This window comes from Pseudomonas sp. 10C3, assembly GCF_036346185.1.
In the GTDB taxonomy this organism is placed as follows: Bacteria; Pseudomonadota; Gammaproteobacteria; order Pseudomonadales; family Pseudomonadaceae; genus Aquipseudomonas.
Genome location: NZ_JASJVE010000008.1, coordinates 12377 through 29064, shown reverse-complemented (window position 1 = coordinate 29064; position 16688 = coordinate 12377). Strand labels below are relative to the sequence as shown.

Annotated in this window: 18 protein-coding genes; all 18 read left to right on the top strand. The window is 61.7% G+C overall.

The window, feature by feature from the left end; translation table 11 throughout:
- Nucleotides 1–264 precede the first annotated feature (264 nt).
- The 18 genes from QN399_RS09240 to QN399_RS09155 all read left to right on the top strand — a co-directional run bounded on the left by QN399_RS09240 (nt 265) and on the right by QN399_RS09155 (nt 16649).
- Nucleotides 265–1368, top strand: a complete 1104-nt coding sequence (locus QN399_RS09240) for a hydrogenase small subunit (protein ID WP_257604422.1) — start codon at nt 265–267, stop codon at nt 1366–1368.
- Between the two features lie 6 nt (nt 1369–1374).
- On the top strand, nt 1375–3231 hold the full coding sequence (locus QN399_RS09235; RefSeq protein ID WP_219063220.1) for a nickel-dependent hydrogenase large subunit: 1857 nt from the start codon (nt 1375–1377) through the stop codon (nt 3229–3231).
- A gap of 56 nt (nt 3232–3287) precedes the next feature.
- On the top strand, nt 3288–3971 hold the full coding sequence (cybH, locus tag QN399_RS09230) for a Ni/Fe-hydrogenase, b-type cytochrome subunit (protein WP_330200864.1): 684 nt from the start codon (nt 3288–3290) through the stop codon (nt 3969–3971).
- 20 nt (nt 3972–3991) lie between these two features.
- Complete coding sequence (locus QN399_RS09225) at nt 3992–4627, top strand: HyaD/HybD family hydrogenase maturation endopeptidase (RefSeq protein WP_322217045.1); 636 nt, start codon at nt 3992–3994, stop codon at nt 4625–4627.
- Between the two features lies 1 nt (nt 4628).
- The gene (hypC, locus tag QN399_RS09220) at nt 4629–4988 is read left to right on the top strand and encodes a HypC/HybG/HupF family hydrogenase formation chaperone (protein WP_330200863.1); all 360 of its coding nucleotides are present in this window, start codon (nt 4629–4631) and stop codon (nt 4986–4988) included.
- Nucleotides 4985–5467 (top strand): hydrogenase, encoded by a 483-nt coding sequence (locus QN399_RS09215; protein WP_322178545.1) that lies wholly within the window; start codon nt 4985–4987, stop codon nt 5465–5467. Before hypC ends, QN399_RS09215 begins: the two co-directional genes overlap by 4 nt.
- A gap of 14 nt (nt 5468–5481) precedes the next feature.
- On the top strand, nt 5482–6324 hold the full coding sequence (locus QN399_RS09210) for a hydrogenase expression/formation protein (protein WP_322178544.1): 843 nt from the start codon (nt 5482–5484) through the stop codon (nt 6322–6324).
- A gap of 1 nt (nt 6325) precedes the next feature.
- On the top strand, nt 6326–6556 hold the full coding sequence (locus tag QN399_RS09205; RefSeq protein ID WP_322178543.1) for a rubredoxin: 231 nt from the start codon (nt 6326–6328) through the stop codon (nt 6554–6556).
- A complete protein-coding gene (gene hybE / locus QN399_RS09200) occupies nt 6543–7049 on the top strand; it encodes a [NiFe]-hydrogenase assembly chaperone HybE (RefSeq protein ID WP_322178542.1) in 507 nt (168 codons plus the stop codon). The genes QN399_RS09205 and hybE overlap by 14 nt, the downstream gene beginning before the upstream one ends.
- A complete protein-coding gene (locus QN399_RS09195; protein WP_322178541.1) occupies nt 7046–8131 on the top strand; it encodes a nickel-dependent hydrogenase large subunit in 1086 nt (361 codons plus the stop codon). The genes hybE and QN399_RS09195 overlap by 4 nt, the downstream gene beginning before the upstream one ends.
- A complete protein-coding gene (locus QN399_RS09190; protein WP_219063229.1) occupies nt 8124–8471 on the top strand; it encodes a hydrogenase maturation nickel metallochaperone HypA in 348 nt (115 codons plus the stop codon). The genes QN399_RS09195 and QN399_RS09190 overlap by 8 nt, the downstream gene beginning before the upstream one ends.
- 35 nt (nt 8472–8506) lie before the next feature.
- Nucleotides 8507–9505: a hydrogenase nickel incorporation protein HypB gene (hypB, locus tag QN399_RS09185; RefSeq protein ID WP_322178540.1), complete on the top strand. Its 999-nt coding sequence runs from the start codon at nt 8507–8509 to the stop codon at nt 9503–9505.
- A 1-nt stretch (nt 9506) separates the two neighbouring features.
- Nucleotides 9507–10670 (top strand): carbamoyltransferase HypF, encoded by a 1164-nt coding sequence (locus QN399_RS09180; protein WP_322178539.1) that lies wholly within the window; start codon nt 9507–9509, stop codon nt 10668–10670.
- Nucleotides 10661–10894, top strand: coding sequence for a HypC/HybG/HupF family hydrogenase formation chaperone (locus QN399_RS09175; protein WP_322178538.1), 234 nt, complete (start codon nt 10661–10663; stop codon nt 10892–10894). Before QN399_RS09180 ends, QN399_RS09175 begins: the two co-directional genes overlap by 10 nt.
- Nucleotides 10891–12030 carry a hydrogenase formation protein HypD gene (hypD, locus tag QN399_RS09170; RefSeq protein ID WP_330200862.1) on the top strand — a complete coding sequence of 380 codons (1140 nt, stop codon included), beginning with the start codon at nt 10891–10893 and terminating at the stop codon, nt 12028–12030. The genes QN399_RS09175 and hypD overlap by 4 nt, the downstream gene beginning before the upstream one ends.
- Nucleotides 12027–13094, top strand: coding sequence for a hydrogenase expression/formation protein HypE (gene hypE, locus QN399_RS09165; protein WP_322178536.1), 1068 nt, complete (start codon nt 12027–12029; stop codon nt 13092–13094). Before hypD ends, hypE begins: the two co-directional genes overlap by 4 nt.
- 74 nt (nt 13095–13168) lie before the next feature.
- A complete protein-coding gene (locus QN399_RS09160) occupies nt 13169–14248 on the top strand; it encodes an FUSC family protein (protein WP_322178535.1) in 1080 nt (359 codons plus the stop codon).
- A 196-nt stretch (nt 14249–14444) separates the two neighbouring features.
- On the top strand, nt 14445–16649 hold the full coding sequence (locus QN399_RS09155; protein WP_322178534.1) for a M66 family metalloprotease: 2205 nt from the start codon (nt 14445–14447) through the stop codon (nt 16647–16649).
- The last annotated feature ends 39 nt before the right edge of the window (nt 16650–16688 follow it).

Sequence of the window (16688 nt, the reverse complement as noted above, 5' to 3'; positions counted from 1 at the left end):
AGCGACAGCGCTGCCCTCACCGATCAGCCCGTTACCAGTAAAGAAGACCAGTGGAAACCAAGTATCCACTACTGCGCGTTCGACCCTAAAGCGCAACGCTCGAATACGATTAAAAACTCCTTAAAAAACAACCGCATACATGAAATTAAGCGCTATCCGGCAAGACCGCGACGAAATGGCACAGGTCTTGTAGTTACCAGGCATTACTTTCAGTACGTGGCGTGCAACCCCACTCGAAGAATATTCCTGGGGAGGAGAAAACAGGTGACCGAAACATTTTATGAAGTGATGCGCAGACAGGGCATCTCACGTCGGAGCTTTCTCAAGTTCTGCTCCCTAACCGCGACGTCACTGGGGCTCGGCCCGGCGTTCATGCCCAAAATCGCCTGGGCGATGGAGAACAAGCCGCGCACGCCGGTGCTCTGGCTGCATGGCCTGGAATGCACCTGTTGTTCCGAGTCGTTCATCCGCTCCGCGCACCCGCTGGCCAAGGACGTGGTGCTGTCGATGATCTCCCTGGATTACGACGACACCCTGATGGCTGCGGCCGGGCACCAGGCCGAAGCCATCCTCGACGAGGTCATGACCAAATACAAAGGCAACTACATCCTCGCCGTTGAGGGCAACCCGCCGCTGAATCAGGACGGCATGAGCTGCATCATCGGTGGCAAGCCGTTCATCGAACAATTGAAGCGCGTTTCCCGCGATGCCAAGGCGATCATTTCCTGGGGCTCCTGCGCCAGTTGGGGCTGCGTGCAAGCGGCCAAACCCAACCCGACCCAAGCGGTGCCGATCCACAAGGTCATCACCGACAAACCGATTATCAAAGTGCCGGGTTGCCCGCCGATCGCCGAAGTCATGACCGGGGTGATCACCTACATGCTGACCTTCGACCGTTTGCCTGAACTGGACCGTCAGGGTCGGCCGAAAATGTTTTACAGCCAGCGTATCCACGACAAGTGCTATCGCCGTCCGAACTTCGACGCCGGCCAGTTCGTCGAGGCCTGGGACGATGATGCCGCACGCAAGGGCTACTGCCTTTACAAAGTAGGCTGCAAGGGCCCGACCACCTACAACGCCTGCTCGACCGTGCGCTGGAATGGCGGCACCAGCTTCCCGATTCAATCCGGGCACGGCTGTATTGGCTGTTCCGAGGAAGGGTTCTGGGACAAAGGTTCGTTCTACCAACACCTGACTGACGTCAACGCCTTTGGTGTGGAGGCCAATGCCGATCAAATCGGTCTTGCCGCAGGTGTCACGGTCGGCGCTGCGGTCACTGCCCATGCCGCAGTGACCGCCCTCAAACGCGCCAGCAACGGCAAAACGCCCACTGCACCGCATGACGCCCCAGCGACAAGACAGGAATAACCATCGATGAGCAACTATTCGACCCAGGGTTTCGACCTGAACAACACTGGCCGACGCATCGTCGTTGACCCTGTCACTCGCATCGAAGGCCATATGCGCGTAGAGGTCAACCTCGACGCCAACAACATCATTCGCAACGCGGTCTCCACCGGCACCATGTGGCGCGGCCTCGAAGTCATTCTCAAGGGCCGCGACCCGCGTGACGCCTGGGCGTTCGTCGAGCGCATCTGCGGCGTGTGCACCGGCTGCCACGCGCTGGCCTCGGTACGTTCAGTCGAAGATGCACTGGGCATCCGCATTCCGCCGAACGCGCACCTGATACGCGAAATGATGGCCAAGACCCTGCAGATCCACGACCACGCAGTGCACTTCTATCACCTGCATGCGCTGGATTGGGTTGACGTGGTGTCCGCACTCAAGGCGGACCCCAAGCGTACTTCGGAATTGCAGCAACAGGTCTCGCCGTCTCACCCGTTGTCGTCGCCCGGCTATTTCCGCGACGTACAGAATCGGCTGAAGAAGTTTTTCGAAAGCGGCCAACTCGGGCCGTTCATGAATGGCTATTGGGGCAACCCTGCCTACCAATTGCCGCCGGAAGCCAACCTGATGGCGGTCACCCATTACCTCGAAGCCCTCGACCTGCAAAAAGAATGGGTGAAGATCCACACCATTTTCGGTGGCAAGAACCCGCACCCGAACTACCTGGTGGGCGGCGTGCCCTGCGCGATCAATATCGACGGCGATCTAGCCGCCGGTGCCCCGCTGAACATGGAACGGCTGAACTTCGTCCGCGCCCGCATCGATGAAGCGCTGACCTTCTGCCGCAACGTTTATGTACCGGACGTGCTGGCCATCGGCACCATCTACAAACAGAAAGGCTGGCTGCATGGCGGCGGTCTGGCCGCGACCAACGTGATGGACTATGGCACTTACGCCAAGGTCAATTACGACGACAGTACCAACCAGTTGCCGGGCGGCGCGATTCTCAATGGCAACTGGGACGAGATCCTTCCGGTTGATCCTCGCGATCCGGAGCAAGTGCAGGAGTTCGTCACCCACTCTTGGTACAACTACCCGGACAACGATAAAGGCCTGCACCCGTGGGACGGCATCACCGAGGCCAATTACGAGTTGGGTGCGAAGACCAAGGGCACTCGCACCGCCATCGAAGAAGTCGACGAAAGCGCGAAATACTCTTGGGTCAAATCGCCTCGCTGGCGTGGGCATGCCATGGAGGTCGGGCCACTGGCTCGCTACATCCTTGGGTATGCCCACGCACTCAAAGGCAACCCGCACTGTCAGCGAGTCAAAGAGCAACTTGAGGGCGCGTTGCAGGCGGTCAACCACAGCCTGCCCAAGACCCTCGGCATGCCTGAGACCGACTACAGCGCCAAGATATTGTTGCCGAGTACCATCGGCCGCACCCTGACCCGCGCGCTGGAGGCCGAATACTGCGCGGAGATGATGGTCGACGACTGGAACGAGCTGATGACCAACATCCGCAACGGCGACCGTTCCACCGCCAACGTCGAGAAATGGGACCCTGCCACCTGGCCGTCCGAAGCCAAAGGTGTCGGCATCGTCGCCGCACCGCGTGGCGCGCTGGGCCACTGGATACGCATCAAGGACGGTCGCATCGAAAACTACCAGTGCGTCGTGCCGAGCACCTGGAACGGCAGCCCGCGTGACGCCAAGGGACAGATCGGGGCTTTCGAAGCCGCCTTGATGAACACCCCCGTGGCCATTCCCGATCAGCCAGTGGAAATCCTGCGCACCCTGCACTCCTTCGACCCTTGCATGGCCTGCGCGACCCACGTGATGAGCGAGGACGGCGCAGAGCTGAGCACCGTCAAGGTGAGCTGAGTAATCAAGGCATCCGGCAGGTGCGAAAAGGCACCTGCCCTTCCAAAGGTGAAGATATGACCCTCCAGACCGAAACACCCATGGGCCTGCCGGAGTACGTTTACGAGGCACCGGTGCGCCTGTGGCATTGGATCAACGCCGCCTGCATTCTGGTACTGGCGGTAACCGGGTACTTGATCGGCTCCCCATTGGCTACCCAGCCAGGCGAGGCCAGCGCACACTTCCTGATGGGCTACATCCGTTTTGCGCACTTCAGCGCAGGGTATGTGTTTGCCATTGGCATCCTGGGCCGCGCCTATTGGGCGCTGGTGGGCAACCATCACGCCCGCGAGCTGTTCTCGGTTCCGGTGTTGAGCAAAGCCTACTGGACCGATTTCCTCAGTTGGCTGCGCTATTACCTGTTCATTGGCCCTACGCCGGAGCCCACATTCGGGCACAACCCACTGTCGCGCTTTGCAATGTTTTTCGTCTTCCTGCTGAGCTCGCTGTTCATGGTACTGACCGGTTTCGCCCTCTACGGCGAAGGCTCGCAAATGGGCTCATGGCAGGAACGGATGTTCGGCTGGGTACTGCCATTGCTCGGGCAATCCCAACAAGTCCACACCCTGCATCACGTGGGCATTTGGGTCATCGTGGTGTTCATCATCCTGCATGTGTACGCCGCTGTGCGCGAAGAAATCAACGGTCGCCTCAGCCTAATAGGCGGGATGATCTCCGGCTACAAGACCTTCAAAAAATGAACACACCGACAGAGTCGCACATGATCACCTCAGAATCGCCCCGTCCGCGCATCACCGTATTGGGAATCGGCAACCTGCTGTGGGCCGACGAAGGCTTCGGCGTGCGCTGTGTCGAGGCCTTGCAACAACGCTATGAGTTCGCCGACAACGTCGCGCTGATCGATGGCGGAACCCAGGGTCTGTACCTGATCCAGCATGTACAGGAAGCCGATTACCTGCTGATTTTCGACGCCGTCGACTACAACCTCGCCCCCGGTGAATTGAAATTCATCGCCGATGACGAAGTGCCCAAGTTTCTCGGGATCAAAAAGCTCAGTCTGCACCAGACCGGCTTTCAGGAAGTGCTGATGCTGGCCCAACTGACTGCTCACTATCCTCAACGAGTCCTGCTGATTGGTTGCCAGCCAGAGCAGATGATGGACTATGGCGGCAGCTTACGACCCAGCGTCAAGGCAGCCATGGAAGGCGCGCTGGACGAAGCCGTTCGGGTGCTTGAAACCTGGGGTGCCGAGCCGCGCAAACGTGCTTCGCCGCTTAACGGGGACGACGCTGTGACCCTGCCGCACCTGGAATTGCAACGCTACGAAGGCGAGCGTCCATCCGCGCAGACCGCCTGCCGGATCGGTGACGAACGCATCCTCGCCAGGCGCGCCTGATATGTGCATCGGACTGCCCATGCAAGTGGTTGCCGTAAACCCTGGCTCAGCGCTGTGCCGTGACCGCCACGGCGAGGAACGGCTCATCGATACGGTATTGGTCGATACCTGCACCGTCGGTGACTGGTTGCTGATCTTCCTCGACGCAGCGCGCGAACACCTCGATGCACGACGGGCAGCGGAGATCGACTCGACCCTCGCCATGCTCGAAGCCGCGCTGTACGGCACCCCGCCAACACCCGACAGCGCGCCCGGTTTCAGTCTGCCCTCCGCGATGAACGCCGAACAGCTCGCCGCCCTGCTGGGCCAGATGCCACCCGTTGCTGCGCGTACGCGGCCTAACCTCAAGGAACCCATATGAGTGAATCCGCCGCCTTCATGGCGCCCATTCCCGCCACCCCTGCTATCCCGCCACTGATCACCCGTCTGGTAGAGCAATTCGATGCCACCTGGATTGGCAGCGACAACCTCGACGCCTGGCTCGCTGAAAGCGGTGACTGTCTGTTACTGCTGTGCGGTGACCCGGTGCGCCACCCTGAATCCCTGGATGTGGCGGTGGTGTTGCCCGAACTGCGCCAGGAAGTTGCCAGGCGCCATGGCTGCACCCTGCGGTTGGGCGTGGTTCATCGCGCCGAGGAAGAAGCCATCGCGGCACGCTTTGCCCTGCGTCGCTGGCCAACCCTAGTCTGGCTGCGCGACGGTGGCTACGTCACCACCATCGACGGCATGCATGACTGGGACGAATACCTCAGCCTGGCCGACAAGGCCTTGAACCTGAGCAACGCCCGCATCCCCTTGTTCGCCGAAACGCCCAGCGGCGCTACCGGCGGCTGCCAGTGAACAGAGGAACGCCCATGGCCCCGCAAATGTACATCCCGGTGGTCGATCTAGGCCCAGGCTCTCAAGTGGAAGACGAGGTCCTCGAATACATCAGCATGCCGCAAGGTATGTACACCCACAGCGCCCCGATACTGCCCGAACCGGAAGAATTGGACACGCTGCCAGGCGCCCGCCAAGCCTTGCAGGACCTGCTGCAAATGCTCCACACCTGCAATCGCGGTGAAGTGACCCGGAGCCTCGACCTCAGCGGACTTGAAGCCGGCGACCGCACGCTGCTCGATCAACTGCTCGGTGAGGGCGAAGTCAGCGTACGCGTTGTCGTGCAAACCCCGTTGCGCATCCAGGAATCGATCTTCGCCGGGGTCTGGCGAATTTACGGTGAGGGCCACGACTATGTCGAAGTCGGCGCCGCACCTGTGCAACTGCGCACTACCGCCCATGCCGCGGCCCGACCAGCCGCGTTTGACCTGCCGTCACAACTACCGCCTGGCGTGATGAACGCTCCGGCGATTCTCACCGAGGTGGAAGACCAGACCCGGCACTGGCAAACCGGTAGCCCCGCGCACGTGATCAACCTGACACTGCTGCCGCTGTCCGAACAAGACATTGCCTTCCTCGACGCTTATTTGCCGGTCGGCCCGGTGCGGGCACTGGCTCGCGGTTACGGCAATTGCCGGATCAGCAGCACACTGGTGCACAATTGCTGGCGCGTCACCTACTTCAATTCCCAGGACGCGCAAATCCTCGACACCATCGAGATCACCGACTTGCCAGAAGTGATTTGTGCTGCGCCGGAAGACCTCAGCGATTCGCTGGAACGCTTCGAGGATGTCATCCAATGGTTCGAAGGGCAGTAACATGACCGACAGACCCAGCTTCGAAGGCAGCTACAGGGGCGACTCCGCGCGCATCAGCGATACCACCCGTCTGGAGTGCAAAATCTGCTGGTGGGTGTACGACCCGAGCGAGGGCGACCCGGTCTGGCAAATCGAGCCCGGCACGCCGTTTTCAGCGCTGCCGGACCATTGGTGCTGCCCGAACTGCGATGGTGCCGCCGAGCAGTTCATGGTGATCAATGACACAGTCTGAATCGCCACCCTCCCCGACCCTGCGGGGTGAGGCGCTGGCTGCCCACTTCAGAGACATCGCCGACACCCGCATGCGCGGCCTGCCCTTTCTCAACCCAAGGCTGGACGTCGAGGCGGTAGGCTTCGCCGTGCAGATTGCGGGTGAAGATGCGACCTCTGGCGTACTCGGCATTCTGATCACGCCCTGGTTCATGAACCTGATGTGGCTCGCGCCCGCCTTGAGTGCACCGCTGGCCCAAGGTGCCTCCCGAGAGCATTTTTTCGGTGGCCAGCGTCTGACATTCATAGGCGCAGTCGACGAGGCGTTCGGCGTTTACCAAAGCTGTTCGTTGTTTTCCCCGATGTTCGAGTTCGCCGATCAAGCGGCGGCCCGCGCTACCGCCGAACAGGTGCTCAGCCTGTTGCGCGACACCCCCAAAGAGGAAGAGCCGCAATACCCGGCGCTCAGTCGTCGCGCCCTGCTGTTCGGGCGTCGGCCTGGTGCCTCGGAATGAATGCCTCAAGCAGTTTGTCGCCACTCGGTGGATCGCTGAGAGTGCGTCCCGGTCAGCAACCGGCGATCATTGGCGGTCGGCCATTACTGGCGGCTCGGCTATTGCGAGGCCAGCCACCCGAGGCCGCCGCGCAACGACTGCCCCTGCTCTACAGCCTGTGCGGTCAGGCCCATCGTTTGACTGCACAACTGGCCATCCGCGCAGCACTGCAGGGCCAGACGAACACCCTCGTGGCCGCCAGCCAGGCGTTGCTGGCCGAAACTCGCCGTGAACACTTGCGACGCGTCTTGCTGGACTGGCCGCCGCTACTCGACCCAGGCGCTCCGCGCCCCTCTCCAGGGGAAATGCGCGCGTGGGATCAGGCACCCGAAGCGGCCATGACTTTCTGGCTTGGCGGCCCGGTACGCGTCTGGCTACAGCAGTGGGAAGACGACCCTCATCACGCGTTGCTGGAATGGACCCAGCGCAACGAACACTGGCTGAGCCGCATACTTGCCAACTGCCGCAGAGACGCAGACGCCCTGCAATTGCCGGTGCATGCACTGCAACTGATCACCGATACCCCGGCGCTGCACGCCGTGGCAGATCACCTGCGCCGTTCCACCGACTTTGCCCTGCGCCCTGAGCTGAATGGACAGCCGTGCGAAACCGGCAGTTGGACCCGGTTCGGCGAAACACATCCGGAACGCTACACCAGCGCCTGGCTGAGGTTGGGGGCGCGGGTCGCCGAATTGGCACGACTGTCACTGCCCGATGCCCGCCCACCGGCGCTTGGGGTGATAGCGTTGGGTCAGAACGAAGCCCTGGCCTGGAGCGAAACCGCTCGCGGTCTGTTGCTGCATCGGGTATGTCTGGAACGCAGCGGCGGCACCGTGCAGATAGCCGACTATCAGATCGTCGCCCCCACCGAGTGGAACCTTCATCCGCAGGGTGCTCTGGCCCTGGCGCTGTCATCGCTGCCGAGCGCCGATCCACGCAGCCAGCGCCAGGCTGAACTGTTGATGGCAGCCTTCGATCCCTGCATCGCTTTTACGCTGGAAACAGACAAAGACAACCACCAAGGACAATCAAGCCATGCATGAACTGAGTCTGGCGGGCGGAATTCTCAGCGCCGTGGAAGCAGCGGCTGCCGCTGATCCGTTCGTGCGCGTCAGCCGTTTGCGCCTGGAAGCCGGAAAGTTGGCAGGGGTCGAGGTACACGCGCTGCGTTTCGCCTTGGAAGCGCTGGCACCGGGCACCTTGCTGGCCGGTGCGCAGATCGACATCGAAGAACCGCACGGACAGGCCTGGTGCCTGGACTGCGCCGCCACTGTGCCATTAGTCGAGCGCGGCGCACCGTGCCCGACCTGCGGCGGTTTCTGGCTGCAACCTACCGGCGGCACCGAATTACGCATCCTCGACCTGCAGGTCGAGGATCACTGATAGTTGATTTCTGATTTGAAATCTGGAGGAACGCCATGTGCGTCGTTTGCGGCTGCGGTACCGGCCATTCACACGAGCAACACCCAAGCAACGAGTCAACCACCGATAGCGAAGCGCGGGTCGACGCCACGGGCGATCTGCATTACGGCGCGGGCGAAGCGCGGGTCTCGGTGCCCGGCCTGAGCCAGGCAAGGACGATCCGCATCGAGCAAGATGTGCTCGGCGAGAACGACCGCCACGCCGCACGCAACCGAGAGAATTTCATCGCCCACGGCGTGCTGGCCCTCAATCTGGTGTCCAGCCCCGGCTCCGGCAAAACCACCCTGCTGTGTGCCACCCTCCTCGCCCTGCGCGAGCGCCGAGCCGGGTTGCCAATCGCGGTGATTGAAGGCGACCAGCAGACCCGCAACGACGCCGAGCGCATCCGCGCAACAGGGGTGCCGGCGATCCAGATAAACACCGGCAAGGGTTGCCACCTGGACGCACGGATGATCACCGAAGCTTACGCGCGCCTGCCGCTGCACGACGCATTGCATGCCGCAGGGCATGAGCATCACCACCCAAAGGCCCCGCTGCTCTCCAACCACCATCATCACCACGCCGCCCACGATCATCATGCACACGGCGCAGGCGAACCGGCGGGCATTCTGTTTATCGAGAACGTCGGCAACCTGGTGTGCCCGGCACTTTGGGACCTCGGCGAGGCCGGTAAAGTGGCGATCCTGTCAGTCACCGAGGGCGAGGACAAGCCGCTCAAATACCCGGACATGTTCGCCGCTGCAAAGCTGATGATCCTCAACAAGATCGACCTGCTGCCTCATCTGGACTTCGACGTGCAGCGCTGCCTGGACTATGCCCATCAGGTCAATCCGCAGTTGCAGATCATTCAGCTCAGTGCCCGTGACGGCACCGGCCTGGACGCCTGGCTCGACTGGCTACTGGCGGGTGCGCCGGAGAGTGACCGCAAGGCTGCACGCATCGCCGCACTCGAAGCCGAACTGGCAGCGCTGAAAGCGCCGGCCAAGGGGGCCTGACGTGCATAGCCAAAAACTCCCCAACGCGAACGTCTGGCCGCCCGTATTGGCCTGCGGTGCCTGGCTGAAAAACGCAGCCTGTCTGCTGCAACGCGATCAAGTGCTGTGGTCCCCAGTGCATGGCGATTTGGGCGATCCACAAAGTTGTCTGGACCTCGAAGCCTCGCTGGAGCGTTTGCTCGCGCATGCCGACGCTACCCCGCAGGCAATCGTCCATGACCTGCACCCGGACTTCTACAGTTCCCAACTGGCCGTGAGCCTGGCCGCTCGGCTGGACGTGCCCGCGCTGGCGGTCCAGCACCACCATGCGCATATCGGCGCACTCATGGCCGAACATGGGCTCGACGGCCCGGTGCTGGGTCTGGCGCTGGACGGCGTCGGCCTCGGCAGTGACGGCGCCGCCTGGGGGGGTGAGTTGCTATGGGTCGCGCCCCACGCCTGGCGCCGACTCGGGCATCTGCTGCCACTGCCACTGCCGGGCGGCGACATCGCCGCCCGTGAGCCTTGGCGTCTGGCCGCAGCCGCGCTGCATCTACTGGGCCGCAATGAAGAAATCATTACTCGCCTCGGCGCGCTGGTCGGCGAGCAAAGCGCTGGCACCGTTGCAGGCATGCTCCGCCGTAACCTCAACTGCCCACCCAGCAGTGGCGCGGGACGCTGGTTCGATGCCGCCGCCGGTATTCTCGGGATCAGTGTGCGCCAGCAAGCCGAGGCAGAAGCCGCCATCGCCCTGGAACGTCTGGCCAGCGACTATCTGGCAGCGAATGCCGAGCCAACGGTCGAAGGCCTATGGCGCATCCGCGCTGACGGCGTGCTTGATCTACGGCCGCTGCTCACACGTCTATTCGACTTGGCCGATCATGGCCGTAGCGCCGAAGGTGCCGCACTGTTCCACCTGACACTCGCGGCGGCCCTGACTGACTGGGTGCTGCAACAGCCTGCAAAACTGCCGGTACTGCTCGGCGGTGGCTGCTTCGCCAACCGTCTGCTCAGTACGCGCCTCAGCCATCTGCTCGGCACCCACGGCGTGCCGGTCTTCAGCGCACAGAGCGTGTCCTGCGGCGATGCCGGACTGGCCCTCGGCCAAGGCTGGATCGCCGCCCACTGGCCCGAACTTGAAAGCCAAGCGGCGTTGCCGCTGGAGGAACCTCTGTCATGTGCCTAGCTATTCCCGCCCGTGTGGTCGAACTGCGCAGTGGCGACACCGCACTGGTCGATCTCGGCGGCATCCGCAAAGAAATCTCTATAGCGCTGGTGCCCGAGGCACAGGTCGGCGATTACGTGATTATCCACGTCGGCTATGCCCTGGGCCTGATTGATCCAGAAGAAGCCCAGCGCACGCTGGACATGTTCGACGAGTTGAACCGCACGCAACGGGAAGCCTCATGAAGTACATCGACGAATACCGCGACGGCGAGCTGGCTCAACGCATCGCCGCACGCATCCGCGAAGAAGCCCATCCCGACCGATCCTATCGGTTTATGGAGTTCTGCGGCGGCCACACCCACGCGATTTCCCGCTACGGCGTCAGCGAGCTACTGCCCGACAACGTGCGCATGATCCACGGCCCCGGCTGCCCGGTCTGCGTGCTGCCGATTGGACGTATCGACCTGGCGGTGAAGCTGGCCCTGGAACACGGAGCAATCCTTTGCAGCTACGGCGACACCTTGCGTGTGCCCGCGTCTGAAGGGCTTTCCTTGCTCCGCGCCAAGGCCCACGGCGCCGATATCCGCATGATTTATTCGCCGCTGGATGCACTGAAAATCGCCGAAGCGAACCCGGAACGGCAGGTGGTGTTCTTCGCCATCGGTTTCGAAACCACCACACCGCCCACGGCACTGATCATTCGCGAAGCGGTGGCACGTGGCCTGGATAATTTCAGCGTGCTCTGCTGCCATGTCCTGACTCCGGCTGCGATTTCGCACATCCTCGCCGCGCCGGAAAAGGACGCCGCGTCGGCGGTGGAACTGGATGGTTTTGTCGGCCCGGCGCATGTCAGCATCGTCATCGGCTCGGCGCCTTACGAAGCCTTCGCCCGCCAATACCACAAGCCAGTGGTCATCGCCGGTTTCGAGCCGCTGGACGTGATGCAGGCGATCTTGATGCTGGTGCGCCAGGTCAATGAAGGTCGGGCTGAAGTCGAGAACGAGTTCATCCGCGCTGTCGGACGCTATGGCAATACGGGCGCCCAGGCGCTGATGGATGAGGTCTTCGAGTTGCGCCCCAGCTTCGAATGGCGCGGGCTCGGTGAAGTCCCCCTCAGCGCCCTGCGCATTCGTCCGGCCTTCGCCCGCTACGACGCCGAAGTGCGCTTCGACTTGGAGTACCAGGCGGTGCCGGATCACAAGGCCTGCGAATGTGGCGCCATCCTCCGCGGGCAGAAAAAACCCACGGATTGCCGCCTGTTCGGCACCGTGTGCACACCCGAAAATCCAATGGGCTCGTGCATGGTGTCCAACGAAGGCGCCTGCGCCGCGCATTACGCCTACGGGCGCTACAAAGACATTGAGGTAGTGGCTTTATGAACGCTGGTTCCCCCGTCAAGCGCGGCTATGTCCGCCCCCTGAACCTGCGAGAAGGACGCATCGACATGAGTCACGGCGCTGGCGGCCGTGCTTCGGCGCAATTGATCGAAGAACTGTTCGTCGCCGCCTTCGATAACACCTGGCTGCGTGAGGGCAACGACGGCGCGGTCTTCACACCCGAACTCGCCCCCGGCGAGCGCATGGTTATGGCGACGGACGCGCATGTGGTTTCGCCGCTATTCTTCCCCGGCGGCGACATCGGCAGCCTGTCCGTGCATGGCACCGTCAACGACGTCGCCATGACCGGTGCGCGACCGCTGTACCTCGCCGCCAGCTTCATCATTGAGGAAGGTTTCCCACTCGCAGACCTGAAACGCATTGTCGACTCCATGGCCCGTGCCTCCCGTCAGGCGGGCGTCCCCATCGTCACCGGCGACACCAAGGTGGTCGAGCGCGGCAAGGGCGACGGCGTATTCATCAGTACCACCGGGATTGGCGTGGTCGCCGCCGGGGTGAATACCAGCGGCCATCGTGCTCGCCCTGGCGATGCCATTTTGCTGTCCGGGAGCATTGGCGAACACGGCGTGGCAATCATGTCCAAGCGTGAGGCGCTGGAATTCGACACCGAGATCATCTCCGACAGCATCGCCCTGCACGAACTGGTTGCCCATATGCTCGCGACCGCCCCCGGTTTGCGCGTGCTCCGCGACCCGACACGTGGTGGCTTGGCGACAACGCTGAACGAGATTGCCGGTCAATCCGGGGTTGGCATGCTCCTCGACGAAGCCATGATCCCGGTGCTACCACAGGTCGAAGCCGCGTGCGAACTGCTCGGCCTCGACCCGCTGTACATCGCCAACGAAGGCAAGTTGATCGCCATCTGTTCCGAGGCCGACGCTGAACCGTTGCTGCACGCCATGCGCCAACACCCGCAGGGGAAAGACGCGGTGCGCATCGGCACCGTATTGGATGACTCGCACGGCTTCGTGCAAATGCAGACCCGTTTCGGTGGGCGCAGGATAGTAGACTGGCTGACCGGAGAGCAGTTGCCTAGAATCTGTTGATCATAGGGTTCGAGCTGCCGGACAGCCCGTGACTGAACGGCCTCGACCCACAGACCAAGAGTCTCATTGAACCGATGTATGACCTTCGATCATCGCGACTCCCCCCGCTTCTACGCAAATTCCTGCGACCGCTGCTGGATCCCTATCGACGCTACCGTAACGCCAGGCTTATCCACGCCGTGCGCGTATCGCTGGGGTTGCTCGCGTCGATCTTGTTGACCACCGGCATCAACCTGCCCCACGGGGAATGGGCCTCGGTCACCATGCTGGTGGTAATCGGCGGACTTCAGCACCATGGTAATATCGGCAAAAAAGCGGCCGAGCGGGCGTATGGAACGCTGATAGGCGCCGCCGTTGGCCTGTTGCTGGTCGCCCAGCAAGCGTACTTGGGCATACCGTTGCTCACGTACCTGGGCATGTCTGCGGTATGCGGCTTTTTTGCTTATCACGCGATCGGCAAAGGCGGCTACACGGCGCTGCTGTCGGCAATCACCGTGTTCATCGTCGCCGGTCATGGCGATAACCCGATATCCGATGGCCTTTGGCGCACTGTCGATATCCTCATTGGCATCGTCCTGGCCCTGGCGTTCTCTTTCGCGCTGCCCCTGTACGCGGTCTTTTCCTGGCGCTACAACCTGGCGAGCGCACTGCGTGACTGTGCCGCGATCCACAGCCGCATCATCAGTGGCCAATCGGTCAGCGACGACGAGTACCTCAAGCTGATGAACCGACTGACCGGCGCCATGGTGCAACTGCGTTCGTTGATGCCCTCCGTGTCCAAGGAGGTGCGGATATCACTCAATAAACTCGACGCCATCCAGCGCAATCTGCGGCTGTGCATCAGCACCCTGGAGATCCTCGCCAACACCCGGCCCACCGCCAACGACGAACAGGCCATGGCCGTGTTGCAGCTGTCCCTCAACGCCGAACACAAACAGATACGCGTACAGCTGATTGCAATGGCGCGCGCACTGCAAACCGGTGTCTCGGAGCGGATCGAGCGCCCTGTCGGCGGGGCAGACAATACGGCCGCGTTGAGTGCCCCGGTCTACTCGGCACTGGACGGCTACCGACTGTTGACCCTGCAACTTGCCGCCACCGTCGACGATCTGCGCCAGCAACTGGCGAACACTGCAAGGAAATGGAAGATCTGACTGTTACTCATTGGACCGCGAAAACGCCCTCCACGATGATTCAATACACCTGCGTCACAAAAAAGGTGCCCGCACTAATCCGACAGAATGAACCGTATTTTTCAGGGGCCCTCCTATACTCCACTGCGCACGCCGTCTAACAGCAACACCATGCATGCCTTGTTTTTCATCTATTGAATAACGAAGGGAGCAGACTGTGCGACCCACTCTCCTTGATCAGATCCGCGCAGGGGCCTTGCGCTGGTGGCAAGAGTCCTTTATTGATCGCTATCGCCTTTGGCGCGCCCGCGTTAACGGCATTGAAGTGACACAGTCGATCCAGTATTACCGAGCTGCCGAACACTTAACCGATAGCGCCGACCGTGGACCGGATAACTCGGTCCAGTTGGTGGCGTACAAAGCGGCCTGGGTTCGGGTTTATGTACGTTCCGGGTTATTAAGCTCCGTTGCCAATGTCACTGGTTCGCTGGACCTCGCGCGCCGTAACCACGCCTTGAACTATGACGCCGTCGCGACTTACGCCGCTCAAGGTGCGGCGACTGTTACGGCTGAGCAAACCGTTGATTACGCAACCGAGCGCAACAACATAAACCGTACCTTGAACTTTTTGATTCCTGCCCAGGAGTGTCATGGCACGTTACGGCTGACGGCGCGCCTGCAAGGCATTGAAAGTTCAGACAGCAGCATTATCATCAATACGAACCTGGTTCAGACCCTGCGCGTGCGTGCCATTCTCGTCGCATACAACGGTCCCAGTTCCGCCAATACACCCGCACCCGGTCAACCGGCCATTACCCAACTCACGCTTCCCGCGCCGACACTCGCGGATTTGCAAACCAATGCATCGATGGCGTTCGCTGCCATGCCCGTGCAGGCCACCGGATCGTTCGCCAGTTGCGGCACCTTGAACTGGGCAACCCCACTGGACGACGTACGCTCTGGACCAGGAGCCTGTTCAACCAATTGGGGCACCCTGCTCAACTGGCTTGCACTACTCCGGGACAACGACGGCAACCGCACGGACGTTGTGTATTACGGTTTGCTCCCCGCTGGCATCCCGCTCAACGTGCCAGGCTGTGGACAGGATGGCCTGGGCGCTGGAGCCGTGGGTAATCAACTGACGTTCCTGCATGAAATCGGCCATGGCTATGGCTTCCAGCACACCCCATGCGGTGCCGCAGGGGCGACCGATCCAAACTACCCGACTTACGAACCCTATGCCTCCGCGTCCATTGGTGAATTCGGGCTCGATATTCGCAACGGCGCGGTGTACGACCCGACGACGGCGCGGGACTACATGTCCTATTGCAATCCACGCTGGATGTCTCTGTATCAACACGACCGCTTGCTTCAGCACCCGCGACTTGAGCCCCGGTGGTTGAGAGAGCGTTCGATTTTCGATGATTACCCTCTGGAAAGGGCTTTTGACATCGAACACCTCTGGTGGCCCGATCCACCATGGCTACAGGACGAACTGCAGGGGCGAACGATGAATCCGGTCATTTCCATCGTGGGTCATGTCGAGGAAAACGGGGAGATTCAGGTTCAATCTGTCGCACGTGTCCCTGTGACAGCATTGCCCACGGGCGTGCAGACACACTGGGTTGCGCAACTCATGAACGAGCAGGGCCACGTGATTGCAAGTGGATCGCTGGTGCGCTCCGACTTCCAGGGTGGATGCGGCTGTTGCCAGGGCCACGGACACCCGAACCAAGACCCCGACCGCCCACCGTTCATGTTCAAAGTCTACCTGCCTGACAGAGCGCCCGGCTCATCGCTGCGCATCGCAGGTCCGGCAGAGCAAGTCTGGACACGCCAGGCGCCTGCACGTCCTGCGCAGTTCGTCAGCGCCACAGCCGACGTGACGTCGACACAACAACTGGCGCTGAGGTGGCAGGTCGACGCCGAGAGCGATGTCGACGTCTGGGTGCAATGGACTGTCGATAAAGGCGAGCGATGGCACGGCTTGGCCGTTGGCCTGCGGGGTGGCGAAGCGGAGTTGCCGCTGACCGGTTTACCCGCAGGACAGGTCCAGTTGCGCTTACTCGGACATGACGGATTTTTCACCGCCGAATCGCCAGCGTTGGTCGTCGACTTGCCCGAACGTGCGCCTGAGGTGGCGATTCTTTACCCGCAGAACGGGCAGACGCTGCGAGCCGATCAACCGATACAGGCGTCAGGCAATGCAACTGACTCCGCAGGGTATCCACTGTCAGCGGAGCGACTCACCTGGATGCTCGACGACAAGGTTGTAGGACGGGGGCGCGAAGTATGGCTCTCCCCTGCTGCCGGTCGCCATGAATTGGTACTCGACGTCGACTGGAGCCAAGGCCGAGTTCAAACGGTTGTGGTTTTTAATACGGCAAAAGATCAGGGCCGAACGGGTCCTCACGCCCGGTGAGAAAGGCACCTGCTCAGGGCTGGATTTCGACCGAAAAGC